This is a genomic window from Pseudomonas sp. GW821-FHT07B01 (genome assembly GCF_059419065.1).
The window spans coordinates 1-16,969 of the sequence record NZ_JBWKRA010000035.1 but is presented as its reverse complement, the minus strand read 5'-3'; the positions used below and the strand labels follow the sequence as shown (position 1 = coordinate 16,969).

Sequence of the window (16,969 nt, the reverse complement as noted above, 5' to 3'; positions counted from 1 at the left end):
CGCGTTAGATAAAAACAGTTTAATAACAATAAAGACGAGGATGTAGGGATGAAAAAGCAACACAACAACACCCGGCTGATCTGCCAACTGTCAGCGGCAGCAGCCCTTGTATTGTCCGCCAATGCGATGGCGGCCGATGCATTCAGCGCTGATTCCAAGTGGATGACCGGCGATTGGGGCGGCGAGCGTACCAAGCTGATCGAGCAAGGTATCGACATCAAGGCCGACTACGTGGGCGAGATGGGCTACAACGCCCACGGCGGCTACAACGACGACAAGACCGGTCGTTACTCCGACCAGTTCGGTCTGGGCGTGGCACTGGACCTGCAAAAACTGTGGGGCTGGGATAACACCCAGGCCAAGATCCAGTTGACCAACCGTAATGGCCAGAACATCTCCAATGACCGCATTGGCGACCCGCGTGCCGGCACCTTGAGTTCCTCGCAAGAAGTGTATGGCCGTGGCCACATGGTGCGTCTGACCCAGTTCTGGATTCAGCACCAGATGTTCGACAACAAGCTGGACGTGAAGCTCGGTTACTTCGGTGAAGGCGAAGACTTCAACACCTTCCCTTGCGACTTCCAGAACCTGTCGTTCTGCGGCTCGCAGGTCGGTAACTACGTCAATACCTGGTACAACTGGCCGGTCGCCCAGGCCGCTATCCGCGTGAAATACAACATTACGCCTGAGCTGTATGCGCAAATCGGTGCCTACAACCAGAACCCGTCGCAGTTGGAGCACGGCAACGGCTTCAAACTTAGCGGCAGTGGTACCAAGGGCACCGTGATTCCGGTGGAATTGGTCTGGTCGCCGAAGGTTAATAACCTGCCGGGCGAATACCGTGTGGGCTTCTATAAAAGTGCGGCCGATGCTCCGGATGTACGTGAAGACGTCAACGGTAACGATGCGGTCCTCAGCGGCGCCGACTTCCGTACCCGCAGCAGCAAGAAAGGCTACTGGTTCGTTGCGCAACAGCAACTCACCACCCATAACGGCGACGCTTCCCGTGGCCTGAACATTGCAGCCAACGCGACCTTCCATGACAAGGAAACCAACCTGGTCGACAACTACCAGTCGTTGATGCTCGTGTACAAAGGCCCATTCGACGCGCGTCCAAAAGATGACGTCGGCATTGGCGTCGCTCGCCTGCATGTCAACAATGATGTGAAGAAAAACTCTGAGCTGCTCAACGACGCCAGGGGCGTGAGCGACTACGACAATCCGCTGTACACGCCGATTCGTGAGACTGAGTACAACGTCGAACTCAACTATGGTTTCCACGTCACCAACTGGCTGACTGTGCGTCCGAACCTGCAGTACGTTGTCCAGCCTGGCGGCGTGGATAAAGTCGACAACGCGCTGGTAGCGGGCCTGAAAATTCAGTCTACGTTCTAACGCTGTTGCGATAAGCTCCTCTCTCTGTGCGCATTTGCGGGTAGCCATGGCTATCCGCTTTTTTTTGCGTGGCACTGTGATATTCGGGACCTGGGCACATGCACGAGCAACCCCTGCAACGCTTTTTCAAATCCCTGCGCGAGCGGCCTGTGTTCGCCTGGGAGCGCTTTCAGATGCGCGATGTATTGGTGATCGACCATCCGCTGTGCCAGGCGGTGTTCAGTCGCCAGGGTGCGCAATTGCTGCACTTTCAACCCACCGGCCAAAAGCCGTGGCTGTGGTGTGCCGCCAAATGGCCGCAAGTCGGGGCTATCCGTGGTGGCGTACCGGTGTGCTGGCCGTGGTATGGCCGTCACCCCAGCGAAAATGCCTGGCCTTCCCACGGTTGGGCCCGCTTGATCGACTGGAAACTGCTCGACAGCAGCACTGACGATGACGGCGTGCGCCTGCACTGGCAATTGCAGCTGTGCGACTGGCAGGTGGACTTGCACGCACACTTGGGCGAAACCCTGGAACTGCGCCTGAGCACCGAGCATCACGACGAGCTGCCGTGCCAGTTGAGCCATGCATTGCACGCTTACTGGCGTATTGGTCACGTTGACGAGGTAGCGCTGTCTGGGCTCGAAGGGGCGCAGGGTTATGACCAGCTCAATCGCCAGGTTTGCCAGCAGGAAGGTGAATTGCGGGTCGATGGCGGATGCCAGCGGGTGTTCCAGCATGAGGGCGAACTGCAGCTCAAGGACCACGCCTGGCAGCGTGAACTGTGCATCGATACCGGCGACAGCGCCGACACGGTGGTGTGGCACCCGGGGAGCCGGCCGCTGTTGGGCGTGAGCTTTAACGAAGCGTCGGGGTTTGTGTGCGTAGAGGCGGCGATGGCGGCGGCGAGCCTGGCGCCGGGGGAGAGGGTGCATTTGAGTTTGCAGGCCAGGGCAGGGGTTTAGCGGTGTGGCTGATGGCGCTATCGCAGGCAAGCCAGCTCCCACCTTTGGAATGCATTCCCCTGTGGGAGCTGGCTTGCCTGCGATAGCGCCGGTACTGCTGGAAGAGCTGCCTGCTAGTTGAACTCATCCCCCACCGGATACCGGCTGTCATTCAAGCTCTCTTTGATCTTGCGCAAATGCGGCTGGAAATCCACCCCGCGACGCAAGGTCATGCCGGTCGCCAGCACATCCAGCACCGTCAACTGGATAATCCGAGAAGTCATCGGCATGTAGATATCCGTGTCTTCCGGCAGCGGGATGTTCAGGCTCACCGTACTGGCTTTGGCCAGCGGCGAGTTTTCGGCGGTGACGCCCAGCACCGACGCACCGTTTTCCCGAGCGATACGCGCAACTTCCACCAGTTCGCGGGTACGGCCGGTGTAGGAAATGATCACGAACAGCTCACCGGTGTGCGCCACCGAGGCGATCATGCGTTGCATCAGCACGTCGGCATGGGCGGTCACCGCCAGGTTGAAGCGGAAGAACTTGTGCAACGCATCCATGGCCACGGGAGCCGAAGCGCCGAGGCCAAAGAAGTGGATCTGCCGTGCCTGGATCAACAAGTCCACGGCCTTGCTGATCAGCGCCGGGTCCAGGGCCTGGCACGCACTGTCCAAGGAGGCAATGGCGCTGCCAAAGATCTTCTGGGTGTAGGCCTCGGGGTTATCATCGGCCTCCACGGCGCGGCTGACATACGCGGCGCCACTGGCCAGGCTTTGCGCCAACTGCAATTTGAGTTCAGGGTAACCGCTGACACCGAATGAACGGCAGAAGCGGTTGACCGTCGGTTCACTGACCGAGGCGGCCTGGGCGAGGGCGGCGATCGAGAAGCGTGTGGCCTGCTGCGGGTTGAGCAGGATCACTTCAGCGACTTTGCGCTCGGCCTTGTTCAATTCTTCGAGGCGGTTCCGGATCTGTTCCAGAAGATTTCGCACGCGGTCCATTCAGTCTTTCCTTCGGGCGACGATGCAAATAAAAAGGCGGTAACCAATCGATGAGTGGCTTTTCGCGGTGGCCTATCCTACTGAGGGTAGCTGAACACCACCACTCGCAATGCGTATTTCGGGAAAATGTTGTGGTTATTACTACATTTTTCCTTGAGTGATGCCTTGAAAAAAGGTATTTGTAGCTTAACTTGATAAAAGAACAAACATCATGCCTTCGATAACCGTGGAACCCTGCACCTTTGCCCTGTTTGGCGCCTTGGGTGATCTGGCGCTGCGCAAGTTATTTCCTGCCCTTTATCAACTCGATGGCGCCGGGTTGCTGCACGACGACACACGCATCCTGGCCCTGGCCCGTGAAGCCGGCTCCGAGCAGCAACACCTGGCCCATATCGAAAAAGAATTGCGTAAATACGTCGGCAAGGAGCTCGACGAAGCCGTGGCCCAGCGTTTCCTCGCGCGCCTTTCGTATGTGCATGTTGACTTCATGAAGGCTGACGACTACGTCGCCCTGGCCGAAAAAGCCGGCAGCGAGCAACGCCTGATTGCCTACTTCGCCACCCCGGCGGCGGTGTACGGCGCGATCTGCGAAAACCTGTCCAAGGTCGGCCTGGCGGAAAATACCCGCGTAGTGCTGGAAAAACCCATCGGTTCGGACCTGGAGTCGTCGCGCAAGGTCAACGACGCCGTGGCGCAGTTCTTTCCGGAAAACCGCACCTATCGCATCGACCACTACCTGGGCAAAGAGACGGTGCAGAACCTGATCGCCCTGCGTTTCGCCAACAGCCTGTTCGAAACCCAGTGGAATCAGAACTACATCTCCCACGTGGAAATCACCGTGGCCGAGCAGGTTGGCATCGAAGGCCGTTGGGGTTATTTCGACAAGGCTGGCCAGCTGCGCGACATGATCCAGAACCACCTGTTGCAGCTGCTGTGCCTGATTGCCATGGACCCGCCGGCCGACCTGTCCGCCGACAGCATCCGTGACGAGAAGGTCAAGGTGCTCAAGGCCCTGGCGCCGATCAGCCCCGAAGGCCTGACCACCCAAGTAGTCCGTGGCCAGTACATCGCCGGCTACAGCGCTGGTAAAGCCGTGCCGGGTTACCTGGAAGAAGACAATTCCAACACCCAGAGCGACACCGAAACCTTCGTCGCCCTGCGTGCTGATATCCGCAACTGGCGTTGGGCCGGGGTGCCGTTCTACCTGCGTACCGGCAAGCGCATGCCGCAAAAGCTGTCGCAGATCGTCATCCATTTCAAGGAACCATCCCACTATATCTTCGCCCCCGAGCAGCGCTTGCAGATCAGCAACAAGCTGATCATCCGCCTGCAGCCGGACGAAGGTATTTCCCTGCGTGTGATGACCAAGGAGCAGGGCCTGGACAAAGGCATGCAACTGCGCAGCGGGCCACTGCAATTGAATTTTTCCGACACCTATCGCAGCGCACGCATCCCCGATGCCTACGAGCGATTGTTGCTGGAAGTGATGCGCGGCAATCAGAACCTGTTTGTTCGCAAAGATGAAATCGAAGCCGCGTGGAAGTGGTGTGACCAGTTGATCGCCGGGTGGAAAAAATCCGGTGATGCGCCCAAGCCGTATGCGGCGGGGTCCTGGGGGCCGATGAGCTCCATTGCACTGATCACGCGGGATGGGAGGTCGTGGTATGGCGATATCTGAATTGAAACTGCCTCAGGGCGTCACTGCCCATGAGTACCGTACGCCTGCGCTGCTGGCCGATGGCCTGGCCAATGACGTGGCTGAACAACTGCGCTCGGCCATCAGTGCCCGTGGCGAGGCGACGTTGGTGGTGTCCGGTGGCCGCAGCCCCGTGGCGTTTTTCCAGAACCTGGCCAAGCAGGGCCTGGACTGGTCCAAGGTCACCATCACCCTTGCCGATGAACGCTGGGTGCCGGTCGAACATGCCGACAGCAATGCTGGCCTGTTGAAGCAACACTTGCTGCAAGGTCCGGCGGCCAAGGCGAAGTTCTTGAGCCTGTACAGCCCCGCTGCCAATCTTGAAGACGCTGCCGAGCAGGCCGATCGCCTGCTGGGCGAGTTGCCAGCCATTGATGTGCTGGTGCTGGGCATGGGCGATGACGGCCACACCGCATCGCTGTTCCCCAACAGCCCTAACCTGAGCGAAGCGCTTAAGGCCGACGGTACCCGCCGTTGCTGGCCGATGCTGGCGCCCACTGTGCCGCACCAGCGCCTGACCATGAGTCGTGCGCTGCTGGCCACGGCCAGCTACACCGTGCTGTCGATTTCCGGCAGTTCGAAATTGACTACCTTGAGCGCCGCCCTGGCCAGCGACGATGTTGCTGCCATGCCGATTCGCGCGTTTTTGCAACCTACTCTAGAGATTTACTGGTGCCCATGAGCCAAGGATCAGCCGCTATGAAAAGCCCTCAACCGACCGTGTCCATGGCGGATAAAGTTGCCTTGATCGACAGCCTCTGCGCCAAGGCGCGGATCCTGCCGGTGATCACCATCGCCCGCGAGCAGGACATCCTGCCGTTGGCCGACGCCCTGGCCGCTGGCGGTTTGACCGCGCTGGAAGTGACCCTGCGTTCCGAGTTCGGCCTCAAGGCCATTCAGGTCTTGCGCGAGCAACGTCCTGAACTGTGCACGGGTGCCGGTACCGTGCTCGATCGTCACATGCTCGAAGCGGCAGAAGTGGCAGGCTCGCAATTTATCGTCACCCCCGGCATCACCCGTGACTTGCTGGAAGCCTCGGTGCACAGCCCGATCCCGCTGCTGCCGGGCATCAGCAATGCCTCCGGCATCATGGAAGGCTACGGCCTGGGTTATCGCCGCTTCAAGCTGTTCCCGGCTGAAGTCAGCGGTGGTGTTGCTGCCATCAAGGCTCTCGGTGGCCCGTTCGGCGAAGTCAAATTCTGCCCGACTGGCGGTGTTGGTCCGGCCAACATCAAGAGCTACATGGCGTTGAAAAACGTGATGTGCGTGGGCGGCAGCTGGATGCTGGATCCGGAGTGGGTCAAGAACGGCGACTGGGCGCGTATCCAGGAAGTCACTGCCCAGGCGCTGGCGCTGCTGGACTGAACTGATTTATCGAATCGTTGTTGCTGTGCTTAACGGCATTTTTGCGGCGCACTTGGTCGGTGTGCCGCTTTTTTTTGCCTGTAAAAAAACCTCAAGCACATCGCCGCTCTGAAGGTGGGAGCTGGCTTGCCTGCGATAGCCATTTATCAGTTAGCCCATCTTTGGCTGATACACCGTTATCGCAGGCAAGCCAGCTCCCACAGTTTTAATCGGTGTTTAGTTTGGTGATCGCGTGGACTAGCGCATTGATGTCCGCCGCCGACGTCACCAGCCCCGGCGTCACCCGGATACAGGTGCCAAACGCTGCCCCCGTGCGCGTAGTGGTGAACAGGCCGTGCTCCTTGAGCAACCTGTCCACCATCATCTGCTGATCACGCCCGATGAACTTGAAGGCTGTGATTCCGCAGTACAGTCGCGGGTCATCCGAGGTCAGCACTTCAATCCCCGGCAGCGGCCGTACCTGGTTTACCCACAGGTTGCGCAGGTAATTGACGCGTGCGCCCTTGGCCGCAGCGCCACCCAACTGTCGATGCTCTTCAAACACCAGGGGCAAGGTCATCAGCGCCGGAAAGTTCGGCGTGCTGTAGGACGTACGCGCTCGCACATCGGTGGCTGGGTAGTGAAACTCGCCCATATCCGGGTCGATATCGGCCAGGCGCTCCGGTGCGATGTACAAAAAGCCCAGGGTCAACGGCGCGCCGATCCACTTGTGCAGGTTGAAGCCTGCGAACTGAATGCCCAGTTCGGCCAGGTTGAATTCGATCTGGCCCAAGGCGTGGGCGCCGTCGAGGATCACGTCGATTGCGCGTTCGCGCGCGGCCTTGGCAATGGCCGCAACCGGCATGACCAGGCCCGTACGGTGGGTCACATGGGTCAAGGCCATTAATTTCAGACGCGGGTACTGCACAAACGCATCGTGATAAGTCTGCACCAAGCTGTCGACACTGGCCGGGTGGGTGTGGGCCACCTCTATCACTTCCACGCCGCGAGTCGCTGCCAGCCAGCGCATGGCGCCTTTGACCGTGTCGTATTCCAGGTCGCTGATCAGCACCTGGTCGCCGGGTTGCAGGCGGTTGTAGTTGCGGATCAGTGACTGCAAGGCTTCGGTAGCGTTACGGGTGAAAGCGACCGATTCGGGGTCGACAGCAATCAAGCCGGCCAACTGGCGGCGTATCTCGTTGTTTTCACCCTGTTCAAAACGCTGGCGCACATGCACAGAGTTGCTGCGGTTGATAAAGCTGATGTACTCAAGGTACTGAGCCTGTACCGCCCGGCTCATGCGCCCGAAGTAGCCGTTTTCCAGGTTGATCGGGCCGGGCTCGTATTCATAGCGCTGGGCGATGGCCTGCCAGTGCGGTTCGTTATCAGCATTCCTTGGCATGGCGAATCTCTTAGTGACGGGGGGCAGGTTTACCGTGTTTGGCGCGCAGCGGTTCGAGCAATTCGGACAGGCCGTTGTGGTCGATTTCCTGCATCAAGGCCAGTAAGCCGCCCAGTTCCCCGTGGGGGAAACCTTCACGGGCGAACCAATTCAGGTAAGGCCCAGGCAGGTCGGCAATGATCCGGCCTTTGTATTTGCCAAAGGGCATTTGGCGGGTGATCAGCAGTTCGAGTTTTTCGGGATTCATGAGCGTCGTAGGGTTGAGGCCAGGCTTTCGAAAATACAGGCATTCTGCATGAAGGCCAAATGACAGATCATGCAAATAACCAACATACAGATGGTTCAATAATTCTTAACCTGTTGAAAATAAACACAAAAATAATTTTTCTAAACCTGGCACGGGCGCTGCAATAACCAAGGCAACCTTCTAACCCGTACAAGGAATTGAAAAATGACTGATATCAACAAAGAATCGATCTCCGTACTGAACGACCTGATTGAGACCAGCATCGACGGCCAAAAGGGTTTCAAGGAATGCGCTGAAGACATCAAGCATCCAGAACTCAAGGCCCTGTTTGCAAAGCGCTCCGCTGATTGCGCGACAGCCGCCGCTGAACTGAAAACCGCTGTGCGTGCCTTGGGTGGCGATCCTGAAGATTCCGGCAGCATGGCCGGCGCCCTACACCGTGGCTGGGTAGACGTGAAGTCGATGGTCACTGGCAAGGACGAAGAGGCCGTATTGAACGAAGCCGAGCGCGGTGAAGACCACGCACTGAAGGCTTACAAGGACGCGATCGAGAAGATCAACAAGCACAACCTGGTGGGCATTCGTGACTTGGTTGAGCGTCAGTACCACGGTGTACAGCGCAACCACGACCAGGTAAAAGCCCTGCGTAACCAGGCTCGCGCTCAGTCGTAAGACCTGAGGTAAGACCTACGCTGGACCTAGTGTGGGAGCGGGCTTGCTCGCGAAAGCGGTGGATCAGTCACTGTTGTATTGGCTGATACACCGCATTCGCGGGCGAGCCCGCTCCCACATTTTTTTATGCAAAGGCTGGAATGTAGATCAGCCGATGCTGATTGGCGGCAGCTCGGTCAGGGTCACGACTTGCTGTTTGCGCGGCGCCAGAATCTCCGCCTCGCCATCGACTACCAACTCATCACGCTGGTTGAACACCCGAGTGGCAATGCGCACGCGAAACTTCGGCAGTTTCTCGAGGATTTCCAAGCGCACGGTCAGGGTGTCGCCGATCTTCACCGGTTTCTGGAAGGTCATTTGCTGGCCGATATAGATCGTGCCCGGCCCAGGCAGCTCGCAGGCCACTGCCGCGCTGATCAGCGCGCCGCTGAACATGCCGTGGGCAATCCGCTCCTTGAACATGGTCGCCTTGGCGTATTCAGCGTCCAGGTGCACCGGGTTGTGGTCACCCGACATGGCGGCGAACAGCTGGATATCGCGCTCTTCGACGGTTTTGCTGAAGCTGGCAGTCTGGCCCACTTCAAGCGCTTCGTACGGGGTGTTGGTTACCTGGGTCATCTCAAGGTGCATCCTGTGGCTTAACGGTAATTAATCGGCTGATTTTAAAGCAAAAACTATTCGCAGCGGGTGGGCCTGCGCAACGCCAGCGCCTGGTCGAGCCAGGCCAATAGGTCGGCGGTGACTTCATCACGGTTGGTTTCGTTGAATACTTCATGGCGCGCCTGGGGGTAAAGCGTCAATTGCACGTCCTGGCAACCGGCCTCACGCAGGGCGTGGGCCAGGTGCTTGAGACGTTTGCCTTCACTCACCGGATCACGATCGCCGCCAATCACCAGGATCGGCAGGCCGGGATCAATCTGCGCCAGGTTGGAGACTTTGCTGATCTGCTGCAAGCCGCCCAACAGGTCGATCCACAGTTGATTGGTGCAACGAAAGCCACAGAGTGGGTCGTTGATGTAGTTGTCCACTTCAACCGGGTCGCGGCTGAGCCAGTCAAACGCGGTGCGATTGGGTTTGAAGGCTTTGTTGAATGAGCCGAACGACAAGAAGTCGATCAACGCACTGCGCCCTCGCAGGCCTTGGCGTGCACGTTCGATGCGCGCAATGATTTGCGCTGCACGGTAGAGGGCCACCGGCTGGAAATTCGAGCCGCTGAGTACTGCGCCATGCAAGCTGGCGCTGTGATGCAGTAAGTACGCCTGGGAGATATAGCTGCCCATGCTGTGGCCCAGCAAGATGATCGGCAGCCCGGCATGCTGTTGGCCGATGTGCTGATTAAGGCTGGCCAGATCGCCCACGACTTTGTTCCAGCCATCCGTTTCAGCATATAGCCCAACGGTGCCGGCCTCGGCGGTACGGCCATGCCCACGCTGGTCCAGCGCATATACGCCATACCCTGCGCCACACAACGCTTGCGCCAGGCGCGCATAGCGACCGCCGTGCTCGGCCATGCCATGGGAAATCATCACCACGGCCCTGGGCGGGCCGTCGGGCATCCATTGGTTGACGTACAGACGGGTGTGGTCGTTCGCGGTCAGCCAGAAGGTGCTGTGGTTCATGGCGGCTTCCTTTGCTCAGGGTGGTTGCATTGTATAGCTCATCCGGCGTGGGGCGGGGTATCTGCCTACGCCTTAGGTACAAGATTCATACAATCAATGACACAGTTCAGCGTCTTGCCTGTTTGGCCATAGCTGCTAACTTCCCCAAAGCTCCGCTTCTTATTGCTGCACATCTGCATGGCAGCGGCCGGACACACTCAGGTAAAGAGGACAAGAATAATGCAACCTGATTTCTGGAATGACAAACGCGCGCCGGGAGTCCCCAATGCCATCGACCTCAGCACCTACAAGTCGGTGATCGAGGTCTTCGAGCGTTCCTGCAAGACCTTTGCCGACCGTCCGGCATTCAGCAGCATGGGCATTACCCTCACCTACGCCGAGCTTGAGCGCCAGAGTGCGGCGTTTGCCGGTTACCTGCAGCAGCACACCGACCTCAAGCCCGGCGAGCGCATCGCGGTGCAGCTGCCCAACGTGCTGCATTACCCGGTTGCGGTGTTCGGCGCACTGCGCGCCGGGCTGATCGTGGTCAACACCAACCCGCTTTATACGCCGCGCGAGATGCGCCATCAGTTCAAGGATGCCGGTGTGCGGGCGCTGGTCTACCTCAACCTGTTCGGTTCACGTGTGCAGGAGGTGTGCACCGACACGGAGATCGACTACCTGATCGAAGCCAGGATGGGCGATTTCATGCCCGCCGCCAAAGGCTGGCTGGTCAACACCGTGGTCGACAAAGTCAAGAAGATGGTCCCGGCCTACCACCTGCCGCGGGCGGTTTCGTTCAAGCGCGCCCTGCGCATGGGCGCGGGCCTTGGAGTGACGCGCCATCCGGTGACCCTGGACGACGTCGCCGTGCTGCAATACACCGGCGGCACCACTGGGCTGGCCAAGGGCGCGATGCTCACTCACGGCAACCTGGTGGCGAACATGCAGCAAGTGCGGGCGTGCATGTCGCAACTGGGCGACGACGGCCATCCGCTGATCAAGGAAGGGCAGGAGGTGATGATTGCACCGCTGCCGCTGTACCACATCTATGCATTCACGGCCAATTGCATGTGCATGATGGTCTCCGGTAACCACAACGTGCTGATCACCAACCCACGGGACATCGGCGGGTTTATCAAGGAGCTCAAACAGTGGCAGTTCTCCGGCCTGTTGGGGCTCAACACACTGTTTGTGGCGCTGATGGACCACCCGGATTTCAAGACCCTGGATTTCTCCCACCTGAAGATTACCAACTCCGGCGGCACCGCCCTGGTCAAGGCCACGGCGGAACGCTGGAAAGCGGTGACCGGCTGCGCCATCGGCGAAGGCTACGGCCTCACCGAAACCTCGCCAGTGGCCAGTACCAACCCCTACGGCGGCCTGTCACGCCTGGGTACCGTGGGCATCCCGGTGCCGGGTACGGCGATGAAGGTCGTGGATGACCTGGGGCAAGAACTGCCGTTGGGCGAGCGCGGCGAGCTGTGCATCCAGGGCCCGCAAGTGATGAAGGGCTACTGGCAGCAACCGGCCGCCACCGCCGAAACCCTGGACGCCGATGGCTGGTTGAAGACCGGTGACATTGCGGTGATCGACACCGATGGCTACATCAGTATTGTGGATCGCAAGAAGGATTTGATCATCGTCTCGGGTTTCAACGTGTACCCCAACGAAATCGAAGACGTGATCATGGCCCACCCGGCCGTGGCCAACTGCGCCGTGATCGGCGTGCCGGACGAGCGCACGGGGGAGGCGGTGAAGCTGTTCGTGGTGGCACGGGCCCAGGGGGTGAGCCTCGAGGAACTGAAGGCGTACTGCAAGGCCAACTTCACGGGGTACAAGGTGCCCAAGCATATTGTGTTGAGAGAGTCGTTGCCGATGACGCCGGTGGGGAAAATTCTGCGCCGGGAGCTGCGCGACATCGCTTGAATTGAAATAGGGTACAAAAATGTGGGAGCTGCTTTGCCCGTGATAGCAGTGTTTCAGTCGCCTGTTGAATTGACTGATCCCCCGCTATCGCAGGCAAGCCAGCTCCCACACTGTATTTTACGGCCTTGAGAGCCTGTTCTAGAGCCATTTCTGGTGTTATAGACTTTTTGCTCTAAAAGTGACCATTGAATGTTCTTGAGTCATGTTTATGACTGTAGGGCCCTCTTTTGGCTCTAGGCGGCCCTTGGCAAAGCTGCTACTCTCGGCGCGCTTTGTGACTTCTAGGCCTGCTTGAAAGCGCCAGACTCACCTAAAAACATACACCAATAATAATCGCATCAAATGCGATGATGAATTCGCGTCGCTGAGGAGTGGGCTTCCATGAATGAAGACTTTTGGAAGGATAAGTACCCCGCCGGGATTGCTGCACAGATCAATCCAGACGAGTATCCGAATATTCAGGCGGTACTGAAGCAGTCCTGCCAGCGCTTCGCCAACAAACCGGCTTTCAGCAACCTGGGCAAGACAATCACCTACGGTGAACTGTACGAATTGTCCGGCGCATTCGCCGCGTATCTGCAACAGCATACCGATTTGAAGCCCGGCGATCGAATCGCCGTGCAACTGCCCAACGTTCTGCAATACCCCGTCGCTGTATTCGGTGCGATCCGCGCCGGCCTGATCGTGGTCAACACCAACCCGCTGTACACCGCGCGGGAGATGGAACACCAATTCAATGATTCGGGGGCCAAGGCCCTGGTTTGCCTGGCCAACATGGCGCACCTGGCTGAAAAAGTCGTGCCCAAGACCGCCGTCAAGCACGTGATCGTCACCGAAGTTGCCGACCTGCTCTCGCCGTTCAAGCGCGTGCTGATCAACAGCGTGATCAAGTACGTGAAGAAAATGGTCCCGGCCTATCATCTGCCCCAGGCCATCAAGTTCAACGACGTACTCGCCAAGGGCCATGGCCAGCCGGTCAACGATGCCAGCCCGGCCAGCGGCGATGTGGCCGTGTTGCAATACACCGGCGGTACCACCGGCGTGGCCAAGGGCGCGATGCTGACCCACCGCAACCTCGTCGCCAACATGCTGCAATGCAAGGCGCTGATGGGCTCCAACCTCAATGAAGGCTGCGAGATCCTGATCACGCCGCTGCCGCTCTACCACATCTATGCCTTCACCTTTCATTGCATGGCGATGATGCTGATCGGCAACCACAACATCCTGATCAGCAACCCGCGCGACCTGCCGGCGATGGTCAAGGAACTGTCGAAGTGGAAGTTCAGCGGCTTCGTCGGCCTCAACACCCTGTTCGTGGCACTGTGCAACAACGAAGGTTTCCGCAAGCTGGACTTCTCTGCGCTGAAGGTCACCCTATCGGGCGGCATGGCGTTGCAACTGGCTGCGGCGGAGCGTTGGAAGGCCGTGACCGGCTGCGCGATCTGCGAAGGCTACGGCATGACCGAAACCAGCCCAGTGGCTACGGTGAACCCGATCCAGCATATCCAGATCGGCACCATCGGCATTCCGGTGCCTTCCACCGCGTGTAAAGTCATCGCCGACGACGGTACCGAGCTTGCACTGGGCGAAACTGGCGAGCTGTGTGTGAAAGGTCCGCAAGTGATGAAGGGCTACTGGCAGCGCCAGGAAGCTACCGACGAGATGCTTGACAGCGAGGGTTGGCTGAAGACCGGCGACATCGCGATCATCCAGCCAGACGGCTACATGCGTATCGTCGACCGCAAGAAAGACATGATTCTGGTCTCCGGCTTCAACGTCTACCCCAACGAGCTGGAAGACGTGCTGGCGGGCCTGCCGGGTGTGCTGCAGTGTGCGGCTATCGGCGTACCGGATGAAAAATCCGGCGAGCACATCAAGTTGTTCATCGTGGTCAAGCCAGGGGCTACCCTGACCAAGGACCAGGTGATGGAGCACATGCGCGCCAACGTCACCGGCTACAAGGTGCCCAAGGCCGTGGAGTTCCGTGATGCGCTGCCGACCACCAACGTGGGCAAGATCCTGCGGCGTGAATTGCGTGATGAAGAACTGAAGAAACTCGGTCTTAAAAAGTAACCCATAAAAAACCCCGCCGATGCGGGGTTTTTTATGAGGGCGCTGGCGAAACACTTACCCCCTGTGGGAGCTGGCTTGCCTGCGACAGCGCTACAGCAGCCACTGCTGTATCGCCTGACTCACTGCCATCGCGGGCAAGCCCGCTCCCACAGGGTTGCCGGGCTTACAGCGCGAACTGCGCGAAGCTCACACCCGCACCGGCGGGGCGTACGTCCTTCAAGAACGAGTCCTTATCCGCGCTTAGCTCCAGGGTAATCTCCGGCTTGCGCTTGCCCGCATTGCGTACCACCAGCCCTTCGAGTTTTTCACGCAGGAACACGGTCGGCACCTTCAGGTGCAGCAACTGGTCGGTGTCGGCGTTGTGCATCAACAGGTGGATCCACTCGTACTGGCCCACGGCAATACGCCCCACCGGCAGGTCGAACCACCAGATGTTGCGTTTGCGGTCCAGGTCGGTGAAGTGGCAGTTGTTGACGCCGAGTACGGCACCGCCCAGTTCCTGGTTTCTGCGGGCAATGGCCTGTGCTTTATTGAGTTTCATAACCTTCCTACGGGATCTGTTATTCAGCGTTGCAGCCTGAATGTGCCGGGCATTCTCGTGGGTTGGCTGCAAAACATAAAGCCAAACCTGCCGCTTTCGATGAAATGCTTGCGCAAAAATAATTGAAACTCTGCCGTTGCGCTTCAGGTCAACCGCTACGTAGTGACCAAAAACCATTTGATTGTTATCAGGAGTAATACCATGAGCAGCACTTCCGATAAGGTAAAGGGCTTGGCGAACGAAGCTGTCGGTAACATCAAGCAAGGCGTCGGTAAAGTCACAGACAATGACAAACTGCGTGCTGAAGGCGTGATCCAAGAGAAAAAAGGCGAAGCTCAGCAAGCAGTGGGCAAGACCAAGGACGCAGTGAAAAAAGCCACTGAGTAACATGTCCTGGCGGGCAGCCCCCAGCAGCCCGACGGCCATCCACGGATGGCCGTTTTTGTATCCGGTGCTGCAACTAAACTTTCGAAATTGTTTCAAAGTCGCCAAATGGGCTACTTTGATGTAGAAAACGGCCCCTGAGTCGCCCACGAACTCAACCTCTTTTGCGGCGAAAGGAGACGCTATGCTTTTTCCAGTACTCGATGGTCTCAAGCTGCACAAGGTGCTGGTACGCACCATCAAGGAGTTCGTCGATGACGAGATGCCTACCTACGCCTCGGCACTGGCCTACCAGATGCTGTTCTCTTTGTTTCCGTTCCTGCTTTTCCTCATTGCCCTGATCGGCTTCCTGCACTTGCCCGACTTCTTCAGTTGGCTGCGCCTGCAATCGGAGCTGGTGTTGCCTCCCCAGGCGCTGGAACAGGTCAACCCGGTGATCGATCAGTTGCAGCAGTCCAAGGGCGGCTTGCTCTCGGTGGGTATCGTTATCGCCCTGTGGACGGCCTCTGCGGGCGTGCGCCTGATGATGAGCGCCATGAACGCCGCCTACGATGTGGTTGAAGGTCGGCCGATCTGGAAGCGATTCCCGCTGTCGATTTTCTACACCGTGGGTATCGCCGGCATGCTGCTGGCGGCCGCCGCGCTGATGGTGCTGGGCCCGCAAGTCATGGAGTGGCTGGCCGGGCAGATCGGCATGCAGGAATTCGTGGTCACGCTGTGGACCATCCTGCGCTGGCCGCTGATTGTGATCTTGCTGATGTTCGCCGTGGCCCTCATGTACTACGTGATGCCGGACGTCGAGCAGGAATTTCGCTTTATCACCCCCGGCTCCGTCTTGGCCGTGGTGGTATGGATCGTCGCCTCCCTGGGCTTTGGCTACTACGTCAAGACCTTCGCGGACTACAACGCCATGTATGGCAGTATCGGTGCGATCATTGTCTTGCTCCTGTATTTCTACATCTCTGCCGCCGTACTGCTGCTGGGCGCGGAGATGAACGCGGTGATCGAGCATATGTCTGCCGAGGGCAAGGACCCCGGTGAGAAGGAAATAGGCGAGCCGGGCCACACCGATGAAAAACAACACGTCTCAGGCCTAGGCCGGGACCACTCCAAGCCCATGACCGAGCCTGAACAATGATCCGTGAAATCCTGAAAATGGGCGACGAGCGCCTGCTGCGTATCGCCCCGCCGGTGCCGCCGGAAATGTTCGACAGCTCGGAGTTGTGGCAACTGATCGACGATATGTTCCAGACCATGGAGCACGTGGGCGGCGTTGGCCTGGCGGCGCCGCAGATTGGCGTGGACCTGCAACTGGTGATCTTCGGTTTCGAGGCCAGCGAACGCTACCCGGACGCGCCGCCTGTGCCGCAGACCATCTTGATCAACCCCCTGATCACACCGCTCAGCCCGGTGCAGGAAGAGGGCTATGAAGGTTGCCTGTCAGTGCCCGGCCTGCGCGGCGCCGTGAACCGTTACCAGCAGATCCGCTACGAAGGGTTCGACCCCAAAGGCGAGCCGATCGTACGTTTTGCCGACGGCTTCCATGCGCGGGTGGTGCAGCATGAGTGCGACCATTTGATCGGCAGGCTGTACCCCTCGCGGATTACCGACTTCAGCAAATTCGGGTTTATTGAAGTGATGTTCCCGGAGCTGGACCCAACGGCTGACGAATAGCCCCTCTGAGCCCACAGTTCAACTGTGGGAGCTGGCTTGCCTGCGATAGCGGTGGGCCAGCTACCTTATTTGTAGCTGATACACCTC

Annotated in this window: 17 protein-coding genes; 11 read left to right on the top strand and 6 right to left on the bottom strand. The window is 58.7% G+C overall.

What is annotated here, in order from left to right; genetic code table 11:
• The first annotated feature begins 48 nt into the window (after window positions 1-48).
• A complete protein-coding gene (locus tag AC07S6_RS25715; RefSeq protein WP_003193760.1) occupies window positions 49-1,395 on the top strand; it encodes a carbohydrate porin in 1,347 nt (448 codons plus the stop codon).
• Window positions 1,396-1,493: 98 nt separating this feature from the next.
• Window positions 1,494-2,339, top strand: a complete 846-nt coding sequence (locus AC07S6_RS25710; RefSeq protein WP_495113307.1) for a D-hexose-6-phosphate mutarotase — start codon at window positions 1,494-1,496, stop codon at window positions 2,337-2,339.
• A 113-nt stretch (window positions 2,340-2,452) separates the two neighbouring features.
• Here AC07S6_RS25710 and AC07S6_RS25705 read toward each other — a convergent pair whose 3' ends face one another.
• Window positions 2,453-3,313, bottom strand: a complete 861-nt coding sequence (locus AC07S6_RS25705) for a MurR/RpiR family transcriptional regulator (protein ID WP_169856377.1) — start codon at window positions 3,311-3,313, stop codon at window positions 2,453-2,455.
• A gap of 220 nt (window positions 3,314-3,533) precedes the next feature.
• Here AC07S6_RS25705 and zwf point away from each other — a divergent pair, with 220 nt between their 5' ends.
• From zwf to AC07S6_RS25690, 3 genes are read left to right on the top strand one after another with little or no spacing between them, the layout of a single operon-like run.
• Complete coding sequence (zwf, locus tag AC07S6_RS25700; RefSeq protein WP_057975130.1) at window positions 3,534-5,000, top strand: glucose-6-phosphate dehydrogenase; 1,467 nt, start codon at window positions 3,534-3,536, stop codon at window positions 4,998-5,000.
• Window positions 4,987-5,700, top strand: a complete 714-nt coding sequence (gene pgl / locus AC07S6_RS25695; protein ID WP_034128520.1) for a 6-phosphogluconolactonase — start codon at window positions 4,987-4,989, stop codon at window positions 5,698-5,700. Before zwf ends, pgl begins: the two co-directional genes overlap by 14 nt.
• 17 nt (window positions 5,701-5,717) lie before the next feature.
• Entirely contained in the window at window positions 5,718-6,383 is a 666-nt protein-coding gene (locus AC07S6_RS25690) for a bifunctional 4-hydroxy-2-oxoglutarate aldolase/2-dehydro-3-deoxy-phosphogluconate aldolase (protein WP_026067364.1), read from the top strand.
• A gap of 205 nt (window positions 6,384-6,588) precedes the next feature.
• Here the strand turns inward: AC07S6_RS25690 and AC07S6_RS25685 are convergent, their stop codons facing one another.
• Window positions 6,589-7,764: an aminotransferase class V-fold PLP-dependent enzyme gene (locus AC07S6_RS25685; protein WP_495113306.1), complete on the bottom strand. Its 1,176-nt coding sequence runs from the start codon at window positions 7,762-7,764 to the stop codon at window positions 6,589-6,591.
• Between the two features lie 10 nt (window positions 7,765-7,774).
• A complete protein-coding gene (locus AC07S6_RS25680) occupies window positions 7,775-8,011 on the bottom strand; it encodes a DUF3820 family protein (RefSeq protein WP_008056784.1) in 237 nt (78 codons plus the stop codon).
• A gap of 204 nt (window positions 8,012-8,215) precedes the next feature.
• On the opposite strand from AC07S6_RS25680, the gene AC07S6_RS25675 reads away from it, so the two are divergent.
• A complete protein-coding gene (locus tag AC07S6_RS25675) occupies window positions 8,216-8,683 on the top strand; it encodes a ferritin-like domain-containing protein (RefSeq protein WP_089042425.1) in 468 nt (155 codons plus the stop codon).
• A gap of 147 nt (window positions 8,684-8,830) precedes the next feature.
• On the opposite strand, the gene AC07S6_RS25670 is transcribed toward AC07S6_RS25675, so the two are convergent.
• Together AC07S6_RS25670 and AC07S6_RS25665 are read right to left on the bottom strand one after the other, a co-directional pair.
• Window positions 8,831-9,301 carry a MaoC family dehydratase gene (locus tag AC07S6_RS25670; protein WP_003193747.1) on the bottom strand — a complete coding sequence of 157 codons (471 nt, stop codon included), beginning with the start codon at window positions 9,299-9,301 and terminating at the stop codon, window positions 8,831-8,833.
• A gap of 56 nt (window positions 9,302-9,357) precedes the next feature.
• Window positions 9,358-10,302: an alpha/beta hydrolase gene (locus AC07S6_RS25665; RefSeq protein WP_495113305.1), complete on the bottom strand. Its 945-nt coding sequence runs from the start codon at window positions 10,300-10,302 to the stop codon at window positions 9,358-9,360.
• 219 nt (window positions 10,303-10,521) lie between these two features.
• Between AC07S6_RS25665 and fadD2 the strand changes: the two genes are divergently transcribed.
• Together fadD2 and fadD1 are read left to right on the top strand one after the other, a co-directional pair.
• Window positions 10,522-12,210, top strand: coding sequence for a long-chain-fatty-acid--CoA ligase FadD2 (fadD2, locus tag AC07S6_RS25660; RefSeq protein WP_089042427.1), 1,689 nt, complete (start codon window positions 10,522-10,524; stop codon window positions 12,208-12,210).
• A 381-nt stretch (window positions 12,211-12,591) separates the two neighbouring features.
• Entirely contained in the window at window positions 12,592-14,283 is a 1,692-nt protein-coding gene (gene fadD1, locus AC07S6_RS25655; protein WP_034128515.1) for a long-chain-fatty-acid--CoA ligase FadD1, read from the top strand.
• Window positions 14,284-14,446: 163 nt separating this feature from the next.
• Here fadD1 and AC07S6_RS25650 read toward each other — a convergent pair whose 3' ends face one another.
• Complete coding sequence (locus AC07S6_RS25650; RefSeq protein WP_003193739.1) at window positions 14,447-14,824, bottom strand: hypothetical protein; 378 nt, start codon at window positions 14,822-14,824, stop codon at window positions 14,447-14,449.
• Window positions 14,825-15,025: 201 nt separating this feature from the next.
• On the opposite strand from AC07S6_RS25650, the gene AC07S6_RS25645 reads away from it, so the two are divergent.
• The 3 genes from AC07S6_RS25645 to def all read left to right on the top strand — a co-directional run bounded on the left by AC07S6_RS25645 (window position 15,026) and on the right by def (window position 16,882).
• The gene (locus AC07S6_RS25645) at window positions 15,026-15,211 is read left to right on the top strand and encodes a CsbD family protein (RefSeq protein WP_003193737.1); all 186 of its coding nucleotides are present in this window, start codon (window positions 15,026-15,028) and stop codon (window positions 15,209-15,211) included.
• Between the two features lie 181 nt (window positions 15,212-15,392).
• A complete protein-coding gene (locus tag AC07S6_RS25640; protein ID WP_032895581.1) occupies window positions 15,393-16,346 on the top strand; it encodes a YihY/virulence factor BrkB family protein in 954 nt (317 codons plus the stop codon).
• On the top strand, window positions 16,343-16,882 hold the full coding sequence (def, locus tag AC07S6_RS25635) for a peptide deformylase (RefSeq protein WP_495113304.1): 540 nt from the start codon (window positions 16,343-16,345) through the stop codon (window positions 16,880-16,882). Before AC07S6_RS25640 ends, def begins: the two co-directional genes overlap by 4 nt.
• The last annotated feature ends 87 nt before the right edge of the window (window positions 16,883-16,969 follow it).

Bases quoted from the DNA above. Each gene is read 5' to 3' on its own strand.
- pgl (WP_034128520.1), top strand. From the start codon at position 4,987: ATGGCGATATCTGAATTGAAACTGCCTCAGGGCGTCACTGCCCATGAG.
- def (WP_495113304.1), top strand. From the start codon at position 16,343: ATGATCCGTGAAATCCTGAAAATGGGCGACGAGCGCCTGCTGCGTATC.
- fadD2 (WP_089042427.1), top strand. From the start codon at position 10,522: ATGCAACCTGATTTCTGGAATGACAAACGCGCGCCGGGAGTCCCCAAT.
- AC07S6_RS25685 (WP_495113306.1), bottom strand. From the start codon at position 7,764: ATGCCAAGGAATGCTGATAACGAACCGCACTGGCAGGCCATCGCCCAG.
- AC07S6_RS25640 (WP_032895581.1), top strand. From the start codon at position 15,393: ATGCTTTTTCCAGTACTCGATGGTCTCAAGCTGCACAAGGTGCTGGTA.
- fadD1 (WP_034128515.1), top strand. From the start codon at position 12,592: ATGAATGAAGACTTTTGGAAGGATAAGTACCCCGCCGGGATTGCTGCA.
- AC07S6_RS25690 (WP_026067364.1), top strand. From the start codon at position 5,718: ATGAAAAGCCCTCAACCGACCGTGTCCATGGCGGATAAAGTTGCCTTG.
- zwf (WP_057975130.1), top strand. From the start codon at position 3,534: ATGCCTTCGATAACCGTGGAACCCTGCACCTTTGCCCTGTTTGGCGCC.
- AC07S6_RS25710 (WP_495113307.1), top strand. From the start codon at position 1,494: ATGCACGAGCAACCCCTGCAACGCTTTTTCAAATCCCTGCGCGAGCGG.
- AC07S6_RS25645 (WP_003193737.1), top strand. From the start codon at position 15,026: ATGAGCAGCACTTCCGATAAGGTAAAGGGCTTGGCGAACGAAGCTGTC.
- AC07S6_RS25675 (WP_089042425.1), top strand. From the start codon at position 8,216: ATGACTGATATCAACAAAGAATCGATCTCCGTACTGAACGACCTGATT.
- AC07S6_RS25670 (WP_003193747.1), bottom strand. From the start codon at position 9,301: ATGACCCAGGTAACCAACACCCCGTACGAAGCGCTTGAAGTGGGCCAG.
- AC07S6_RS25715 (WP_003193760.1), top strand. From the start codon at position 49: ATGAAAAAGCAACACAACAACACCCGGCTGATCTGCCAACTGTCAGCG.
- AC07S6_RS25665 (WP_495113305.1), bottom strand. From the start codon at position 10,302: ATGAACCACAGCACCTTCTGGCTGACCGCGAACGACCACACCCGTCTG.
- AC07S6_RS25650 (WP_003193739.1), bottom strand. From the start codon at position 14,824: ATGAAACTCAATAAAGCACAGGCCATTGCCCGCAGAAACCAGGAACTG.
- AC07S6_RS25680 (WP_008056784.1), bottom strand. From the start codon at position 8,011: ATGAATCCCGAAAAACTCGAACTGCTGATCACCCGCCAAATGCCCTTT.